General features: G+C 71.2%; 10 protein-coding genes and 1 CRISPR repeat array. Of the genes, 6 read left to right on the top strand and 4 right to left on the bottom strand.

What is annotated here, in order from left to right:
- Positions 1–42 precede the first annotated feature (42 nt).
- The 4 genes from MTQ01_RS17325 to MTQ01_RS17340 all read right to left on the bottom strand — a co-directional run bounded on the left by MTQ01_RS17325 (position 43) and on the right by MTQ01_RS17340 (position 3,745).
- Positions 43–1,263: a phosphatidylserine/phosphatidylglycerophosphate/cardiolipin synthase family protein gene (locus tag MTQ01_RS17325; RefSeq protein WP_247491459.1), complete on the bottom strand. Its 1,221-nt coding sequence runs from the start codon at positions 1,261–1,263 to the stop codon at positions 43–45.
- Between the two features lie 121 nt (positions 1,264–1,384).
- Complete coding sequence (locus MTQ01_RS17330) at positions 1,385–1,588, bottom strand: ferredoxin (protein ID WP_247491462.1); 204 nt, start codon at positions 1,586–1,588, stop codon at positions 1,385–1,387.
- A gap of 157 nt (positions 1,589–1,745) precedes the next feature.
- Positions 1,746–2,390 carry a dihydrofolate reductase family protein gene (locus tag MTQ01_RS17335; RefSeq protein WP_247491464.1) on the bottom strand — a complete coding sequence of 215 codons (645 nt, stop codon included), beginning with the start codon at positions 2,388–2,390 and terminating at the stop codon, positions 1,746–1,748.
- Positions 2,391–2,527: 137 nt separating this feature from the next.
- Complete coding sequence (locus MTQ01_RS17340) at positions 2,528–3,745, bottom strand: cytochrome P450 (RefSeq protein WP_247491466.1); 1,218 nt, start codon at positions 3,743–3,745, stop codon at positions 2,528–2,530.
- Between the two features lie 589 nt (positions 3,746–4,334).
- Between MTQ01_RS17340 and MTQ01_RS17345 the strand changes: the two genes are divergently transcribed.
- The 6 genes from MTQ01_RS17345 to MTQ01_RS17370 all read left to right on the top strand — a co-directional run bounded on the left by MTQ01_RS17345 (position 4,335) and on the right by MTQ01_RS17370 (position 15,709).
- Positions 4,335–4,976: a TetR/AcrR family transcriptional regulator gene (locus MTQ01_RS17345; RefSeq protein WP_247491467.1), complete on the top strand. Its 642-nt coding sequence runs from the start codon at positions 4,335–4,337 to the stop codon at positions 4,974–4,976.
- Positions 4,977–5,507: 531 nt separating this feature from the next.
- A CRISPR array of direct repeats spans positions 5,508–6,393; the repeat unit is 27 nt; unit sequence GTCGTCATCAGCCCTGGAGGGCTCGCA.
- A 326-nt stretch (positions 6,394–6,719) separates the two neighbouring features.
- Complete coding sequence (locus tag MTQ01_RS24990) at positions 6,720–8,432, top strand: hypothetical protein (RefSeq protein ID WP_282613795.1); 1,713 nt, start codon at positions 6,720–6,722, stop codon at positions 8,430–8,432.
- Positions 8,429–10,882 carry an RAMP superfamily CRISPR-associated protein gene (locus MTQ01_RS17355; RefSeq protein ID WP_247491468.1) on the top strand — a complete coding sequence of 818 codons (2,454 nt, stop codon included), beginning with the start codon at positions 8,429–8,431 and terminating at the stop codon, positions 10,880–10,882. Before MTQ01_RS24990 ends, MTQ01_RS17355 begins: the two co-directional genes overlap by 4 nt.
- A gap of 72 nt (positions 10,883–10,954) precedes the next feature.
- Positions 10,955–12,622 carry an RAMP superfamily CRISPR-associated protein gene (locus MTQ01_RS17360; protein WP_247491469.1) on the top strand — a complete coding sequence of 556 codons (1,668 nt, stop codon included), beginning with the start codon at positions 10,955–10,957 and terminating at the stop codon, positions 12,620–12,622.
- Positions 12,619–13,236 carry a CRISPR-associated protein Csx19 gene (csx19, locus tag MTQ01_RS17365; RefSeq protein ID WP_247491470.1) on the top strand — a complete coding sequence of 206 codons (618 nt, stop codon included), beginning with the start codon at positions 12,619–12,621 and terminating at the stop codon, positions 13,234–13,236. Before MTQ01_RS17360 ends, csx19 begins: the two co-directional genes overlap by 4 nt.
- Positions 13,229–15,709: a TIGR03986 family CRISPR-associated RAMP protein gene (locus MTQ01_RS17370; RefSeq protein WP_247491471.1), complete on the top strand. Its 2,481-nt coding sequence runs from the start codon at positions 13,229–13,231 to the stop codon at positions 15,707–15,709. Before csx19 ends, MTQ01_RS17370 begins: the two co-directional genes overlap by 8 nt.
- Positions 15,710–15,784 lie beyond the last annotated feature (75 nt).

The raw sequence follows: 15,784 nt of genomic DNA on the forward strand, positions 1-15,784 counted from the left end.
CCGTCCGGAGCACCGCGCGGGAAGCTCTCCGCGTGGGGTGGTTCACAGGAAGCGGCGGATGGGACGTACGGCGGCTTCTCCCAGGCGATTCCGCACGGGCCTGCGCTTCCAGCGTCCGGGGGTGATGAGGTCGCCGCCCTGCCAGTCCTCGGCGTAGTGCTCGTCCAGCGTCGCGGTGAACGTCTCGTCCACCACCGCGAGCATGACCTCCTCGTCGTGTTCGAGTGAGCGGCGGTTGAAGTTGGTGGAACCCACCAGGGAGACGATGCCGTCGATGGTCAGGATCTTGGCGTGCAGCATGGTCGGCTGGTACTCGGCGATCCGGACTCCCGCGTCGAGCAGATCCTCGTAGGAGCGGCGGCCGCCCAGTTGCGAGACGCGTTTGTCCGTGTGCGGGCCGGGGATGAGGATCTCGACCTCGACCCCACGGCGAGCCGTGCGGCACAGCAGCTCGACGAAGAAGTCATCCGGGGTGAAGTACGCGGTCGTCACGCGCACCCGGTCCTGTGCCGACTCGAGGACGACCCGCATCAGGGTCTGCATGTCCTGCCAGCCGAAGCTGGCCGAGCCGCGGACGACCTGGACCACGGACCGACCGGTCGCGTCGTGCTCGATGAAGCGGTCGTTGGCGTCGAAGAGTTCCTGATGGCACTCCGCCCAGTTCTGGGCGAAGGCGGCCGTGATGCCGTCGACCGCGGGTCCGCGCACCTGGATGTGAGTGTCCCGCCACTCGCCCGGATGGCGTGCGTCCCCGCACCACTCCTCGGCGATGCCCACCCCTCCGGTGAAGGCCGTGTGCTCGTCGACCACGAGGGCCTTCCGGTGGCAGCGGTGGTTCTGCTTGAGCGGGGAGAGCCACATCGGCTTGCGGAACCACGCCACCTGCACGCCCGCCGAGGCCATCTCGTCGAGCAGGTTCTGCTGGATCGGGCTGCTGCCGAACCCGTCCAACAGCAGTCGCACGCGTACGCCCTGCCGGGCGCGGTCGGCGAGCGCGGTGGCGAATTCCCGGGCGATCTCACCGCGCCAGTAGACGAACGTCATCATGTCGATCGTGTACCGCGCCGACCGGATCGCTCCGAGCATCGCGGGGAAGATCTCGTCCCCGTTGCGCAGTACGCGCAGGTCGTTGCCTTCTGTCGCGGCGATGCCGATCAGCCGTTCCAGACGTCTGCGTATCTCCTGCTTCCGCTTCCCGACGTCCACGGCCGGGGGACCCGGTTCGGCGTCATCGGGAGGGGAGGGCTGCTGCACAACAGTCATGAGGGGACCATACGGCCACCTCCGGCAGAACGGAGCACCGCTGCCGCCTCGCAGGGGGCATCACCGGAAGCCGGGCGCCCGCGGACGCCCGGCTCTCCTTCCCTTCGGCGCCAGGCCCTCGCTACCGCGCGTCCTCCGCCACGGAGATCGTGGAGGTGGGGCAGACCGCTGCCGCCTCGCGCACGGACTGGTGCCGATCGGCCGGCGGGCTCTCGTCGAGCACGAGGACGATGCCGTCCTCCTCGCGCTGGTCGAAGACCTCTGGCGCCACCAGGACGCAGCTCCCTGCGCCGCAGCACCTGTCGTCGTCAACAGTGACCTTCATGGTGTCGATTCCCTTCGTGTTCCTGCGGGTTGTGGACGACGGCCTTCTCGCGTCCCGTCCGGGCCCGGTGCCGGCGAGGGACCGGGTGAGGCTCGGGGCGAGGGCTCGACGGACGGTCCGTCGGCCGGCGTCCGTGGTGACGGCACGGGGCCGAACGTCACTTGCGCCAGAAGAGGTGGTGCGCCACTCCGCTCGGGCTGGGCACGACCTCCAGGTGGAAGCGGTCGAGAAGCTGCTCCGGCGAATCCCACAGGCGCAGCCCCGACCCCAGCTCCAGCGGGGCGACCGCCACATGCAGGGTGTCGACGAGGTCGGCGTCCAGGAACTCCCGCACGGTCGCGATTCCGCCGCCGAGCCGTACGTCCCGGCCCTCGGCAGCCTCCCGCGCCCGCTCCAGCACCGCCGCCGGTTCACCTCCGACGAAGTGGAACGTGGTGTCGCCGAGCGCGAACGAGGGCCGCGGATGGTGGGTCATGACGAACACCGGTGTGTGGAAGGGAGGTTCGTCGCCCCACCAGCCGCGCCACTGGTGGTCCTGCCACGGCCCTCGCTGTGGGCCGAACTTGTTGCGTCCCATGATCTCGGCGCCGATGCCGCAGGCGAAGTCGCGCGTGAAGCAGTCGTCCAGCCCCCTGCTCCCGCCGGGCTCGGTGCGCCCCGGCCAGCTCGCCGTGGCGCTCGCCCAGGTGAAGAGCTGCGCCGGATCGACATGCCCGAACGGCCGGTCCGGGCCCTGATCCGCACCGGCGCCGATCCCGTCGCGGGAGACGGTGAAGTTCTGGACCCGCAGGAGCTGTGGCACGTTTTCCTCCAGTGCTGTCGGACGACGGTGTGCAGACTCCCCGTGCCTCGGCAACTCATCGCCGCAGCCGCGCCGGCGTGTGCGAACCCGCGCGACCGCGGTCGTGGGCTCGACGCGGAGAACGCGGGGGACGTCCGCTACCAGCGCACGGGCAGCGCGCTCAGACCGCCGACGCTCAGACCTTCGAGCTTCTCCAACTCCCCCACCGGCACAGCCAGTTCGAGCGTGGGAACGCGCTGGAGCAGCGTCTCCAGACTGACCTGCAGCTCGGTGCGGGCGAGCGACTGACCCAGGCAGGAGTGGGGCCCGGCACCGAAGGCCAGATGCGGGTTGGGACTGCGCGCCAGATCCATCAGCTCGGGCTCGTCGAAGGCGGTGGCGTCCCGGTTGGCGGAGGACATGTCGCAGAAGACGGTCGTTCCGGCCGGCAGCGTCCGGCCGTCGATCTCGACATCCTGGTCGAGATAGCGACGGGCCCCGAAGGCCCCGAGGTTGGCGTCGAACCGAAGCGCCTCGTCCGCCGTGGTCCGCACCAGCGAGGGCTCCGCGAGCAGCCGCTCCCAACGGCTGCGGTCGCTCAGCAGCATGGCCATCATCTTGGCGATCATGTTCGCGGTGGTCTCGTGGCCCGCGACCAGCAGCGCCATACCGGTGAACACCAGCTGCTCGTCGCTCATCCCCTCCCCCTCGGCCGCGCTCTCGGCGATCAGGGTGCTGAGCAGGTCCTCGCCGGGCCGACGGCGCTTCTCGGAGACCAACCCGGCCATGTACGCCGTGAACTCCTCGTGCGCGGCGGCGGTCTGCTCCCTGGTGTAGCGCGAGACGTTGAGGAACGAGTCCGACCAGTGGGAGAAGCGGTCGCGGTCCTCGGCGGGAGCGCCGAGCAGATCGCAGATGACGTACACCGGCAGCGGAAACCCGAAGGCGGCCTTGAGGTCGGCCGAACTTCCCCGCGCGAGCATCCGGTCGACCAGGAGATGGGCGGTGCCGGCCATCCCGGGCCGCAGGAGGTTGACGCGCTTGGCCGTGAAGTACCGGCTCAGCAGCCGCCGCCAGCGCTGGTGCCCCTCCCCCTTGGCGGGGATCACCGTGGGCGCCCCGTCGGCCGCGATCCCTCCACCGCCGGGCGGTGCGACGCGTGCGGCGTCGTCCTCGGCGGTGGGCCTGGCGAACCGCTTGTCGGCGAGCAGCGCACGCACATCGGCGTACCGGGTCAGATACGCGGCGGTGTCGCCGCTGGGCAGTACGGCGGTGGCCACCGGGCACTGCTCTCTCAACAGGGCCTGCTCCCGCGGCGGATCGAGCGGCCCGTCGCTGACCAGCGGCAGGCGAACGGTGTGCTCCTGGGACGACATGCGAATCCTCCGGGTGGGGGTGGACGGGAAGCAGGACAGGAGAAGCGGCGGTACTCACCGCGCGCCGCGCTGCGGCCCTGACGCGTGGCTGGTGGCTGGTGGCGAGGGAACGACATTGACCGGGCCGCAGGGCAGGCGCGGAAGCCGGAAGCCGAATCCCCTTTTAAATCAATGCATTTATTTAAAAGGCTAGCGCGGAGCACCCTGCCGTCAAGAAGCCACATCGATTTCCGGCCCCACCCCGGCCCACCCCGAGGAGTCACCGTCCCGACGCCCAACGCCCTCTGCACAGGCACACGCACCGTTCAACCGCCGCGCACCACCACGCCGTTCGGGCTGCCGCCAACGGCTTGATCGCATCGCTGCACACCGCCCCAACGAACACCGCCTGCGCCGATGCTGCCGCCAGGAACCCGCGGTCTCCGCCGACTCAACTCCTTCCGCCACCAACCCGTTGGCACCCACCCTGCGTTGCGTAAAATCAGCCCGGCCCGCTGCCGCGACACCGCCGAGCAACCACGCACCCCGGCGAAATCCCCGGACACCTCGGCCGACGCCGCCCGCACCCCCGACAACGGAGAGCCGCACCATGACACGGAACGAGCAGGTCGCCGCAACACGCGAAGCCCTGCTGCGGGCCGCGGAACGTCTCTTCGCCGAACGCGGAGTGCACGCGGTGGCCAACCGTCAGATCAGCGAAGCCGCCGGCCAGGGCAACAACGCCGCCGTCAGCTACCACTTCGGCACCAAGGCCGACCTGGTGCGCGCCATCACCCACCGCCACGCCGAGAGCATCGAGCGCAACCGGCAGCGAATGCTCGACACCGAAGGCGAGTTCACCGACCTCAGAGGCTGGGTCGCCTTCGCTGTACGTCCGGTGACCGAGCACCTCGACTCCCTCGGCACCCCCAGCTGGTACGGCCGCTTCATCGCCCAGACAACCGGCGACCCCGCCCTGCGCGCCCTCACCAGCGAGGCATCCTCGGCCGCCTCGCCCTTGATGGGCCGTCTCACCGAGGGCCTGAGCCGCTGCCTGCCCGAGCTTCCCGCCGAGGTCCAGGCCGAACGGGCCGCGATGACCCGCCACTTGATCACCTGCATGGTGGCCGAGCGCGAACGCGCACTGGCCGACGGCGAACCGACCGCCCGCACAAGCTGGCGCACCGCCGCCGACGGCCTGATCGACGCCATCACCGCCCTCTGGCAGGCCCCCACCACCACCGACAACTGACCCGCCCACCGGCCCACACTCACCCGGCGCTCCCCGGGACACAGACGCAGATCAAGAAGTGGTGGCGGAGAAGCGGATCGAGGAGCGGTGCCGACTGCGCGTGGCCTTCGAGCACAACGAGACCACCTGCGGTGACCGTGCGCGAACGCGATCAACTATTGCAATCAGGGCCTCACCAACGCGTTCGCATCTTTTCGCTGACACGACATCACCTGCCTGCCCGGCAGAGAAACGCTCAAGGCACCCCGTCCGAGCAAGCCCAGAAGGCTCCGATGAAATCGTCGTTCGTTCCGACCAAGAGCGGTGAGGAAAGACAGCGGATCCCTGGGCGGCTCCGGAGCAGATGCGAATCGGCCTGCGAATTCACCCACTTCGAGACCGGCGGGTCGTCCAAGTCAGTAAGCTGGCCCACACTCGTACGCGTACTTTTCAAGCCTGTGACCAGCAGAGATGCATCACCGCCGGATCGCTGCAAACAACGTCGCCACAAGCCCCGACTACACCCCTCCCAACCAGCTGTTTTACCCTCGGGTCGTCATCAGCCCTGGAGGGCTCGCAACGGCGCCGACGGGTCCACGTAGTGGGCGCTGAGCGGCGTCGTCATCAGCCCTGGAGGGCTCGCAACAGTGACCCCGTGGAGGCGGCAGACTCGCGGGACCGGGTCGTCATCAGCCCTGGAGGGCTCGCAACGCGCAGGTTCAGTGGACCGACCACGAGTCGCGATCCCGTCGTCATCAGCCCTGGAGGGCTCGCAACCGTGACTGCCGGCGCCGGCCCCGGATGATCAGCAGCATGTCGTCATCAGCCCTGGAGGGCTCGCAACTCCCGGCCAGCGGGCACGTCGGTACCGATGGCAGGTCGTCATCAGCCCTGGAGGGCTCGCAACAGGAGGCCCTGGCCGACCTCCCGGCTGCGCAGGCCCCGGTCGTCATCAGCCCTGGAGGGCTCGCAACTACGTCAGGCCCTCGAATTTCAACACCCTGAGTGCTGTCGTCATCAGTCCTGGAGGGCTCGCAACATCAGCGACTTCAGCGTGGCGGAGAGGCCGGCGTACTCGGGTCGTCATCAGCCCTGGAGGGCTCGCAACGAGTAGATGTCATTCACTGGTCGCCCCCAGGGTGTAGGTCGTCATCAGCCCTGGAGGGCTCGCAACCGGGTATCTGCCGGTGCGGCGTCCTCGGGCTGTTCGGCGTCGTCATCAGCCCTGGAGGGCTCGCAACATATCCAGCTCGGAGACGTGCGTGACGTAGGTCAGGGGTCGTCATCAGCCCTGGAGGGCTCGCAACTACCGTTCGATCTCCTCAACCGCCTGACGCAGCGCGGTCGTCATCAGCCCTGGAGGGCTCGCAACTCCCAGCACTCGGCGTCGTGCCACGTGGGGAGCCGCCGTCGTCATCAGCCCTGGAGGGCTCGCAGCTCAGCCGCGGCTGGCCTCCCGCTCCTCGCGGTCCGCGGTCGCCATCAGCTCTGGATGGTTACTTGGGCCGCCGCCGTCGAAGACGGTCCTGCACGACGGACGCTCAATCCGCCTGCGTTGCGAGGCCGTTGGCGTCGCTGCACACTGCCTGCGATCGGCTGCCGTCCGGCGGTTTCGTGATTTGCCCGCAACGTAAGTCGAGCGGCTCGTATGCTGCCTGACTGGGGGTCAGGTGGCCGCCTCGGGTCACTGGACGTTGGTGGCCGGGGTGCGGGGACCGAGGCGGGAGACAGAGCTGGTTGGGGGGGGCCGTGCAGGTCTGCTTGGTGTCGTTCGAGGCGTGGAACATCACGCGGTTCATGTTCGTGACGGGCAAGCGGCGGGAGATCGCCGGCGCGTCGGAGCTGATCACGTATCTGGACCGTCGATGGGTGCGAGAAGGGCTGCGGGAGGTTTTCGGCGCGGAGTTCGGCGACGGGTGGCGGATCGAGGAACAGCCAGTCGAGCTGCTGGAGACCGGAGCGGGTACGGCGAACGTGCTGGTACGTGACGCGGAGGCGGCTCGTCGGCTGGTGACGGCGGTGACCGGGCGCGCCTTGCGGGAGGCTCCGGGGTTGGAGGTGTGCGGTGTCGTCAGCGCGGGGTTCGGCTGGGAGCGTCCAGGGGCACTGCACGAGGCGATGGCCGGATCCGGGCGTGAACTGGCGTCGGTCCGCACGGCGTTGCCCGGCCCGGACGCGCGGTTCCAACGGCTGCCTCCGGTGGACTACTGCCGGGCGACCGGGCTGCCTGCCGCACGGTTGCTGCGTCTGCCGGACGGTTCGGTGGAGGCGCGTTCGGCCGAGGGGGTGGCGAAGTGGTGGGCCTACGGCAGGCAGGGCGAGGAACTGGGGCTGCAGCGGCTGGCGGAGCTGGCCGGGACGAGCCCGGGGCCGCTCAGGGACGTGGTGGAGCACCTGAACGACCGGGCGGAGTGGGTCGGCACGGTGTACGCCGACGGCAACGGGCTGGGGCAGATCTTCGGCGCGTTCGACCGGTGCGTGCCGGGTGCGTCGAACCGGGGGTACGCGGACACCTTCCGAGCGTTCTCCCAGGGCCTGCAGGCATGTACCCGCGAGGCGTTCGCGAGCGCGGTGTCCGAACTGGAGGCGCGTGGCGCGGCGTTGAAATGCGGAAGCGTGCCGGTGCTGCCGCTGATCCTCGGTGGGGACGACATGGTGGCGCTGTGCGACGGCGCCTGGTCGCTCTCGTTCACGGAGGCGTATCTGCGTGCCTTCGAGCGACTCACCGGTGAGCGCGAGGCAGTGGCGGGCCCATTGCGCCGGTTCGCCGAGGCGGACAAGGCGCAGTTCGACAGCGCCGAGCCGGAGAGCTCGCCGTCCGAAGGCCCTGCCAACGGGGTACGGCTGTCGGCGTGCGCAGGGGTGGCGGTGGTGAAGCGACACTTTCCGTTCGTGGGCGCACAGGAGTTGGCGTATGCGCTTCTGCGGGAGGCGAAGCAGGTCAAGGAGCATGTACCGGGGCCGTGTTCGGCGGTCTCCTTCCATGTGCTCTACGACAGCACCCGGCCCGATCTGGCCCGGCTGCGCGCGGAGACAGCGTTCGTCGCCGATCCCCGAGGTGACCGGGACGGCCCGGGGACTCGGCTGGTGGCACAGCCGTATGTGGTCGGTGACCGGGTACCGGCGGTTCCGTGGGTGCGCGGCCGCCGGTGGGGGGATCTGGTGGGCCGGGTGACGGCGCTGACCGCGCGGGGCGAGGACGCGGAGCGGCTGCTGCCGACGTCGCAGATGCACGGCCTGCGCGAGTCGCTGTTCGCCGGGCCGCAGGTGGCGGACGCGCTGTTCGCCGGTCTGCGCGTGCGGTACGACGGGCGCGGGCTGGACCGCATCGGCGGAGACGGGGACAGCCTGTTCTGGCAGGAGGAACCGGAAGGCGGGCGCTGGATCTGCGGACTCCTGGACGCGATGAACGCCGTGGGCTTCGTGCCGGAGACGGGCGACGCCACACCGGCCCCGGGCACGGGGAGCCGAGCATGACTCAGACGCCGAACACCGCCGACCGGCCGTCCGGATCCGTGCCGCTGCGCGTGACTGCGCACATGCTGGGCGACTGGCAGATCGGCTCCGGGGCCGGACGGCACGGCAGCGTGGACCGTGGTGTGCAGCGGGACGACGACGGTCTGCCGTTCGTTCCGGCGAAGACGCTGGTCGGGGTGTGGCGGGACGCCTGCGAGACAGCAGCCCGCGCGCTGGACGGCAGCGGATCGGGGTCCGAATGGCAGGCGTGGGTGGAGTTCCTCTTCGGCAGCCAACCGGTGTTGCAGGAGCGCGGGGTGTTGTCCGGGGACGGGACGCTCGGGCCGCCGCGTCCAGCGGCGCTGTGGGTGGACAGCCTGCACTATCCGCACGCGGTGCGGGAGTCGGTCCGCGGGCGGCCGCTGTTGGCGTCGGCCGCGGTATACATCCGGCCCGGAGTGGTGATCGACCCCGTCAGCGGGCGGGCCGAGGATGAACTGTTGCGGATGGAGGAGCGGGCCCGGGGCGGCGTGAGTCTGAGCGGCCGGGCCGAACTGAACGCGTCCGGCGCGGTGTTGAGCGAGGAGCAGTGGGCCTGTGCGGGTGCGCTGCTCGACGCGGGCGCACGGCTGCTTGAGGCCCTGGGCGGCAAGCGTCGTCGCGGGGCAGGGCGGTGCCGGCTGGAGGTGGCGGGCCTTCCGGCGGAATGGCGGTGGCTCGAGGGCAGGGCAGCTCCGCCACTGCCGGATCCGAGCGCCGCGCCCGAGGTGTTGCCCGTGTCGCCACGCGGGACCGACGCTGACGAGGAGTGGGAGGCGGCAGAGCTGCGTCTGGTCGTGCGACGGCCCCTGGTGGCCCACGAGCGCACCGTCGGCAACACCGTGCGCAGCGCGGGCCGGGTGGCGGGCCGTCGGCTGCTCCCCGCCGTGCTGGAGAAGCTGGGATCGGCCGAGTTGGCTGCGGCGGCACGCGGCGGCCGGCTCGTGATCACCGACGCGACCGTCGAGGTCGACGGCGCGGCGGGACGGCCGGAGCCGCTGGCCCTGGCACGGGCGAAACAGGTCCCGGGGCGACCGGTCAACCTCCTGCAGGAGCTGCCCACCGAGGCTGTCGAGTACCCGGACGGGAGCGGGTACGTGGGTCCCCACAGTCCGGGCCGGCCGCCCGAGCGAGGGGCCTGCGGGTACACCCAACTCACCCACAACACCGTTGACGACGCGCGGCAGAGGCCGGTCGAGGCGATCGGCGGTCTCTACACCTATCAGGCGATCGCCGCGGGCACGGTCCTCCGCGCACAGGTGCGTTTGCCGGCCGGGCTGCTTCCTGCGGGATGGCAGGAGCGACTGTCGGGAACCTGGCGCTTGGGACGCTCGCGAAAGGACGGCTACGGGCTGACCGACGTGACCGCGACCATCGTGCCCAGTCAACGCGGCGGCCCCGTACGACAGTTCACCGCACGGGGGCCGGGCGGACGGCTGCGGGTCTGGCTGCTGTCGGATCTCCTCGTCCCCGACGAACGCCTGCGCCAGAGCACCCGGCCGCAGGACGTGGCCCGCCATCTGGGGACAGCGCTCGGGGTGACCCTGGCCGCGGTGCCGGACGAGCCGCTGGAGCGGTTCCGCACCGCAGGCGCTGCCGAGGGTGCCGGGGGTGTCCGGTTCAGCGAGGTGAGCCGCGGCGACTCGTGGCACACCCGCTGGGGGCTGCCCCAGGTCTCCGTGCTGGGGCTGCGGGCGGGCAGCTGCCTGACGTTCGAGGTGGTCGCCGGCACCGTCACCGCGCAGGCGGTTGGGCGGGTGGAGTGCGACGGCCTGGGGCTGCGCCGCGCGGAGGGCTTCGGCCAGCTGACCATCGACGACCCGCTGCTCCGCGCCACATTCAGTGACCTCCAGGCGCAGGCCCGACCCGCCACAACAGGAGAGCCCGGTGCCCCGACCTGCAACGCGGCCGGAACGTCAACGGCCGGTCCAAAGGAGGGAGTTGAGCGCGGCGAGGCTGACGGGGCTGCGCTCCCGGCGCTCACAGTCCTGGAGGACGCTGCGTGGCGCGAGGCGTTGGGGCAGCGCAGCCCTGTCCTCGCAGAGACGGACCGCGACGCGGTGCTCGGGCCCGGCCACGGCAGCGTCCGCGCCTCACAGCTGGCCGGACTGCTCACCCTGATCGCGCATCTGAGCGGCCCCTCGGAACCGGCGGCGTCGGCGTGGCTGGAGCGCCTGCGCCGGGTACCCGGCGAGCAGCGCCGCCGACCCTGGCCGGACGCGGTGGTGGAGGCAGTGACGCGGCTGCTGAGCGAGCCGGGGCGGGTGTGGGAGCTGCTGCGGTTGCCCGAGGGCCGGCTGACAGCCGACCCGGACCGGGCAGCGGAGTCCCGGGTCCGGCTGTGGCCGGTCGCCGTCCGGATGGTGGTGGAGGACTGCCTGACCGCGCAGCGCCGCTCCCAGGAAGTCCCCGACGTTGGCGCGGACGGCTGAGCGCGCGGCACCCGGCTGTGAGGCCCGCCTCGGCAGCACCTGGCAGTTGAGCACGGCGGAGAGCGAGGACGGATGGTTCAGGACAACGGCGCAGCCGGCTCGGTGGTGCGGTTCCGCGTCGCCGGATGGCTGCGCACGGAGAGCGCACTGCACATCGGCGACTCCGGCCGGGACCCCAACGCGTCCCTGGCCACGGCGGTGGACGGGCGCGGAAGACTCTGCGTGCCGGGCAGCAGTCTGGCAGGAGCGCTGCGTTCACTGCTGCACCCCGATCCGGCCGCCGGTGACGGGCCTCGAGACGAAGCGGCCAACCACCGGTGGGGCTGGGCGGAACACGGCGGCCAGGACGGCGCGGTCTCCCGCATCGTGGTCGGCGACGCACTCGTGGCGGCCGGACCGGAGTTGGACGGGGACGGGCTTCCGACGCGCCCGCTGAGCCCGGCCCGGCTGGAGTCGCGCACGTCGGTGGGTATCGACCGCCGCCACGGTGCTGCCGCCCAGGGCATCCTCTTCACCCGGTCCGTCATTCCCCGCGGCGTCTGGCTCCGGCTGGAACTCGACCTGCGCAGCGACGCCCGGAACGCCGGCGACGACAGTGCGTACCTCGCCCGGCTTCTCGCGCTCCTCGCCGCCGGGCAGCTTCGGCTGGGCGCGGCCGTCACCTGCGGCCTGGGCCGTACCCGCCTCGCAGTCGACCGCACCACTGTCCGCACAGAGCAACTCGACTCCCCGCAGAGCCTGTTCTCCGTCCTGCGCGGCGACAGCGAACACCACACCGCCGACCGTTGGATACGGGACCACGGAACGGACACGCCTCACGCGGCGGCCCGGCACCTGGAGATCCGGGTGCGCTGGCGGCCCCTCGCGCCGGTCATGGTGCGCTCCGGGGCCGACGGCCTCACCGTCGACACTCTGCCGCTCACCACGGCCGGCCCGGGAGGCCCCGGGGACGACGGCGAAACGGTGACGCTGGTCCTGCCCGGCACCTCTCTCAAGGGCGCACTGCGCTCCCGCGCCGAGCACATCGAGCGCACCGCGCGCGGTACGGACGCCCCCGCCGCGGACACCGAGGCCACCCGGCACGACACCTCGGGCAGCACCGCCTTTCGTGAACAGCTCGACCAACTGCCCGCCGTTCGGGTGCTGTTCGGCTCGGCGCCGCGACACAAGGGAGACCGCGGACGGGGTCGCGGCGCGCTGCTGGTGGACGACTGCCACGCAGAGGCCGAGATTCCCGCGGAGCTCTGGGACCTGACCCACCAGCCGGATGCCGCTGCTGCTCTGGTGCAACTGCGCGAGTACGGGCTGGAACGCGCCGACCACGTGGCCATCGACCGCTGGACCGGCGGCGCCGCGGACGGTCTGTTGTACAGCGTCCTCGAACCGCACGGTCTGGCCTGGTCGCCGATCACGCTCACCGTCGATCTCCGCCGCCTGGCCGGTCACGCGGCGACCCACGCCACCGTCGCCGCCCCCGAAACCGGTCAACCAGAGGTGGCCGACGCCGCGTTGGCGCTGCTGCTGCTCGTCCTGCGAGACCTCAAGGCGGGCCGCCTGCCCTTGGGCGGCAGCACTCACCGCGGGATGGGCGAGATGGCGGTGGACGAGATCCTGCTGACCTTCCCCGACGACGACCCCGACGGTGGGACGCCCGTGGAACTCGACACCTTCTTGCTGGGCGAGCGGACCGGCCGCCTCACCGACGCCTGGAGCACCTACCTGGACGGAGCCGCCGTATGACCACCCTGTACGGCCGGGCCTGCCCTGCTGTCCCACTGGCCGAAGCCCTGGAACGCGCCGGCTTCACCGAGGCCACCGCGCTGCTCTGCTCTCCGCAGGACTTCCGGGTCGCCCGCTTCAGCCGGGGCCGCTGCCACACCCACACGGGCGCCCCCGCACCACTGGACACGGTCTTCGAAGCACGAGTCTTCGACGACCATCGCGAACTGCGCTGGCTGACCTTCGCCGGCCAGGACACCCAGTGCGTCCTGCTCAGCGAGGAACCGGCCGCCCTGCCCACCGAGTTCGGCAGCCCGCTTCCCGAACTGCACGCGCTCCAGACGCTGCCGGCGCACTACCTGCTCTGGGGCACCCCGGCCCCGAAGCCGATCCGCACGCCGGACGGCGCCTGGACGACCCTTCGCACCCCGCGCATCGGCAGCCTCCACGTTCCCGCGCCACCACCCCCCGACGGCCAACGGCTGCGCCTGGCTGCCCGCGAGTATGTCTGCGTCGAGCCTCGGCACGGCAACGCCCACGTGGCGGAGGAACGCCTGCTGCGCATTGAGCCGGCGGAGCCGCCCGACTCTGCGGCAGCAGCCGGCACAGTCCGTGAAAGGGAGCACGATGTCTGAGCAGACCCGCACCGGTGTCCTGCGCTGGAACGAAGCCAAGCAGCAGCTCCGGGTCATCCGCGACGATGCCCCCAAGAGTCGGCCCAAGGTCAACCCGGAGTACGACCTGGGCCCGGCGCTGGCCGACCATGCCCCCTCGGAACTCGACGGCCTCCGCGTCGAGTTCCGCTGGTTCGGCGGAAAGGCGCAGGACGTCCGCCCCACCGGCACCGCCGCCACCCCGAAGCCCCGCCGCGTCCCGGTGGACGCATTCGTCAACCCGTACACCTTCCTGCCCGCCACCCCGCGCCCGTCCCGGCCTGACGGCTCTGACGGCTCTGACGGCACCCTGGGCGAAGGCCCGCCTCCTGCCCAGGACCGCCTGCACAAAGGCCACTTCACCGGCCGGATCCCCGTACGCCTGACCGTGGTCACACCGCTGCTTCTCCTCGACCCCTCCCGCGCCGACCAGGCGGACAACGGACACCTCACCTACCCGCTGCTGCGCCGCGACGGCCGCCCCCACCTGCCCGTGACCACCGTCAAGGGCATGCTCCGCGCCGCATACGAAGCTGTCACCAACTCCCGCATGGGCGTCTTCACCGGCCACGACGAACGGCTCGCCGTTCGCATGCCCGCGGCGGAGGCCCAGCACATGGTCCCGGCCCGGGTCAGCGACGACGGCCGGCAGCTGGTACTCCTGCCCGGCGACACCCCGCCCGGCCACACCCCGCCCGGCGGCCAGGCCGACCAGCGGCCCCCGTTGCACGCCGCCTGGCTGCCTCGGTACGACGGTCCGGCGCTTCCCGTCACCGACACCGGAGGACAGGACCCCGTCCACGGCGACGCGTACGAAGCGTGGCTGGAACGCATCAGACACTGGAGATGGAACCGGCGCGACAAACAGCACACGCACGACTTCGACTACTGGCGCGTCCGCACTCTCGCCCCAGCCGACGGCCCACTCCCCGACCGACCTGAGCCGGCACAGAGCTCCAGTCGTCTCCATGGCAAGTCGTGGCACGAACCGACCGGCGAACTCAAAGCCGTCCGCGGCTGGGCCTGCCTCACCAACCGCAACATCAACGGCAAGCACGACGAACGGCTCTTCTTCGCCTCGTCCGCCCCAGAGCAGTCGACACCGCTGACCCAAGCGCTCAGGAACCAGTGGGAAAAGACCATCCGCAACTACCGGGCCGCCCACCGCACTGCGGAACTGTACGAGCGCACCGACAGGCAGGGGCAACAGGTCGGGCCGGACGCCCATCTCGGGCCAGAACCCGGACGTACCGCCTGGAGCCCTCACCAGTACGACGACTCCTGGCTCAGCCTCCGCCCCGGCTCCCTCTGCTACGCCCGCATGGCGCCGGACGGACGCACCGTGCAGGGCGTCTACCCCGTCATGATCGCCCGCAGGCTCTTCCCCCATGCGCCCGCCGAGTTGCTCGACCCGAGCCTGCGTCCCGCCACCTCGCGCACCGAACTCACCCCGGCCGACCGGGTGTTCGGCTGGGTCAACCAATCCGGCCACGGCGCCGAACGCGGTCGTCTGAGAATCGGCCCGGTCGACACCGCGGGCTTCGTCCCGGCCGATTTCGGCGAGGCCGGCGTACCCCTGGCCATCCTCAGCGGACCGAAGCCCCAGCAGGCCCGCTTCTACCTCGGCAACGGCCCCGACGGTACGACCCCGCTCCCCGACGGCGCGACCAACAACACGTGGTACACCAAGAACCAGCGCCCACGCGGCCGCAAAGCGTACTGGCACCACAGCGACCTGCCCGACGGCTACTGGGACGACCCGACCAGCGACCGCACACAGCAGCCCGACAGCACCCTCCGGTTCCAGGAGTACCGCCGGCCGGACCAGAACGGCCGGCCCCAGCGCGACAAGCAGAACCGCTCCGTCCGAGGCTGGATCACCCCGGGCTCGTCCGCCACCTTCACTCTCTCCGTCTCCGACCTCACCGCAGTCGAACTGGGCGCCCTCGTCTGGCTGTTGCAGCTCCCGGACGACCACTGTCACCGCCTCGGTCTCGGCAAGCCCCTCGGCTTCGGCAGTGTCCGCCTCGACATCGACCCGGAAGGCACCCTCGACCTCCGCACCGAGCAGCAGTGGCGTACCGCCTACCGAAGCCTCAGCCGTGAGTCCGACCGGCCCATGGACGACGCGCGGTCCGCGCTCACCCACGCCTGCGAAGCCTTCGAGGCCGACATGGAGAGGACCTACGGCGCCCCGGCGGGCCGGCCCCCGCACCTCGCCGCGTTCCTCTCCACCAGCGCCGGCCGGTCCGGCACCGCCGTCCACTACCCCCGAACGTACGTCGCGGACTCCGGAGACGGGCAAGCCCTCGCGCCCGATCCCGACGGCAACAACTACGCCTGGTTCACCGCCAACGAGCGCATCCAGAACAGCAAGCCAATGAAGGGCCGCGGCCTCAGCCTCCCCAGCTGGCACGAACCGAACCTGCCCCTCCGCCCCGGCCAGGACCACTGACACCCCCTTGCACCTCAACGCGAACGCCAACGCGAACGTGAACGCCAACGTGAACGTGAACGTCACCAGCCGACC

The organism is Streptomyces sp. XM4193 (genome assembly GCF_023072595.1).
Lineage (GTDB): Bacteria > Actinomycetota > Actinomycetes > Streptomycetales > Streptomycetaceae > Streptomyces.

Excerpts from the sequence above, each read along its gene's own strand:
- MTQ01_RS17345 (WP_247491467.1), top strand. The coding sequence starts at position 4,335 with ATGACACGGAACGAGCAGGTCGCCGCAACACGCGAAGCCCTGCTGCGG.
- MTQ01_RS17330 (WP_247491462.1), bottom strand. The coding sequence starts at position 1,588 with ATGAAGGTCACTGTTGACGACGACAGGTGCTGCGGCGCAGGGAGCTGC.
- MTQ01_RS17340 (WP_247491466.1), bottom strand. The coding sequence starts at position 3,745 with ATGTCGTCCCAGGAGCACACCGTTCGCCTGCCGCTGGTCAGCGACGGG.
- MTQ01_RS17325 (WP_247491459.1), bottom strand. The coding sequence starts at position 1,263 with ATGACTGTTGTGCAGCAGCCCTCCCCTCCCGATGACGCCGAACCGGGT.
- MTQ01_RS17370 (WP_247491471.1), top strand. The coding sequence starts at position 13,229 with ATGTCTGAGCAGACCCGCACCGGTGTCCTGCGCTGGAACGAAGCCAAG.
- MTQ01_RS17360 (WP_247491469.1), top strand. The coding sequence starts at position 10,955 with ATGGTTCAGGACAACGGCGCAGCCGGCTCGGTGGTGCGGTTCCGCGTC.
- csx19 (WP_247491470.1), top strand. The coding sequence starts at position 12,619 with ATGACCACCCTGTACGGCCGGGCCTGCCCTGCTGTCCCACTGGCCGAA.
- MTQ01_RS17355 (WP_247491468.1), top strand. The coding sequence starts at position 8,429 with ATGACTCAGACGCCGAACACCGCCGACCGGCCGTCCGGATCCGTGCCG.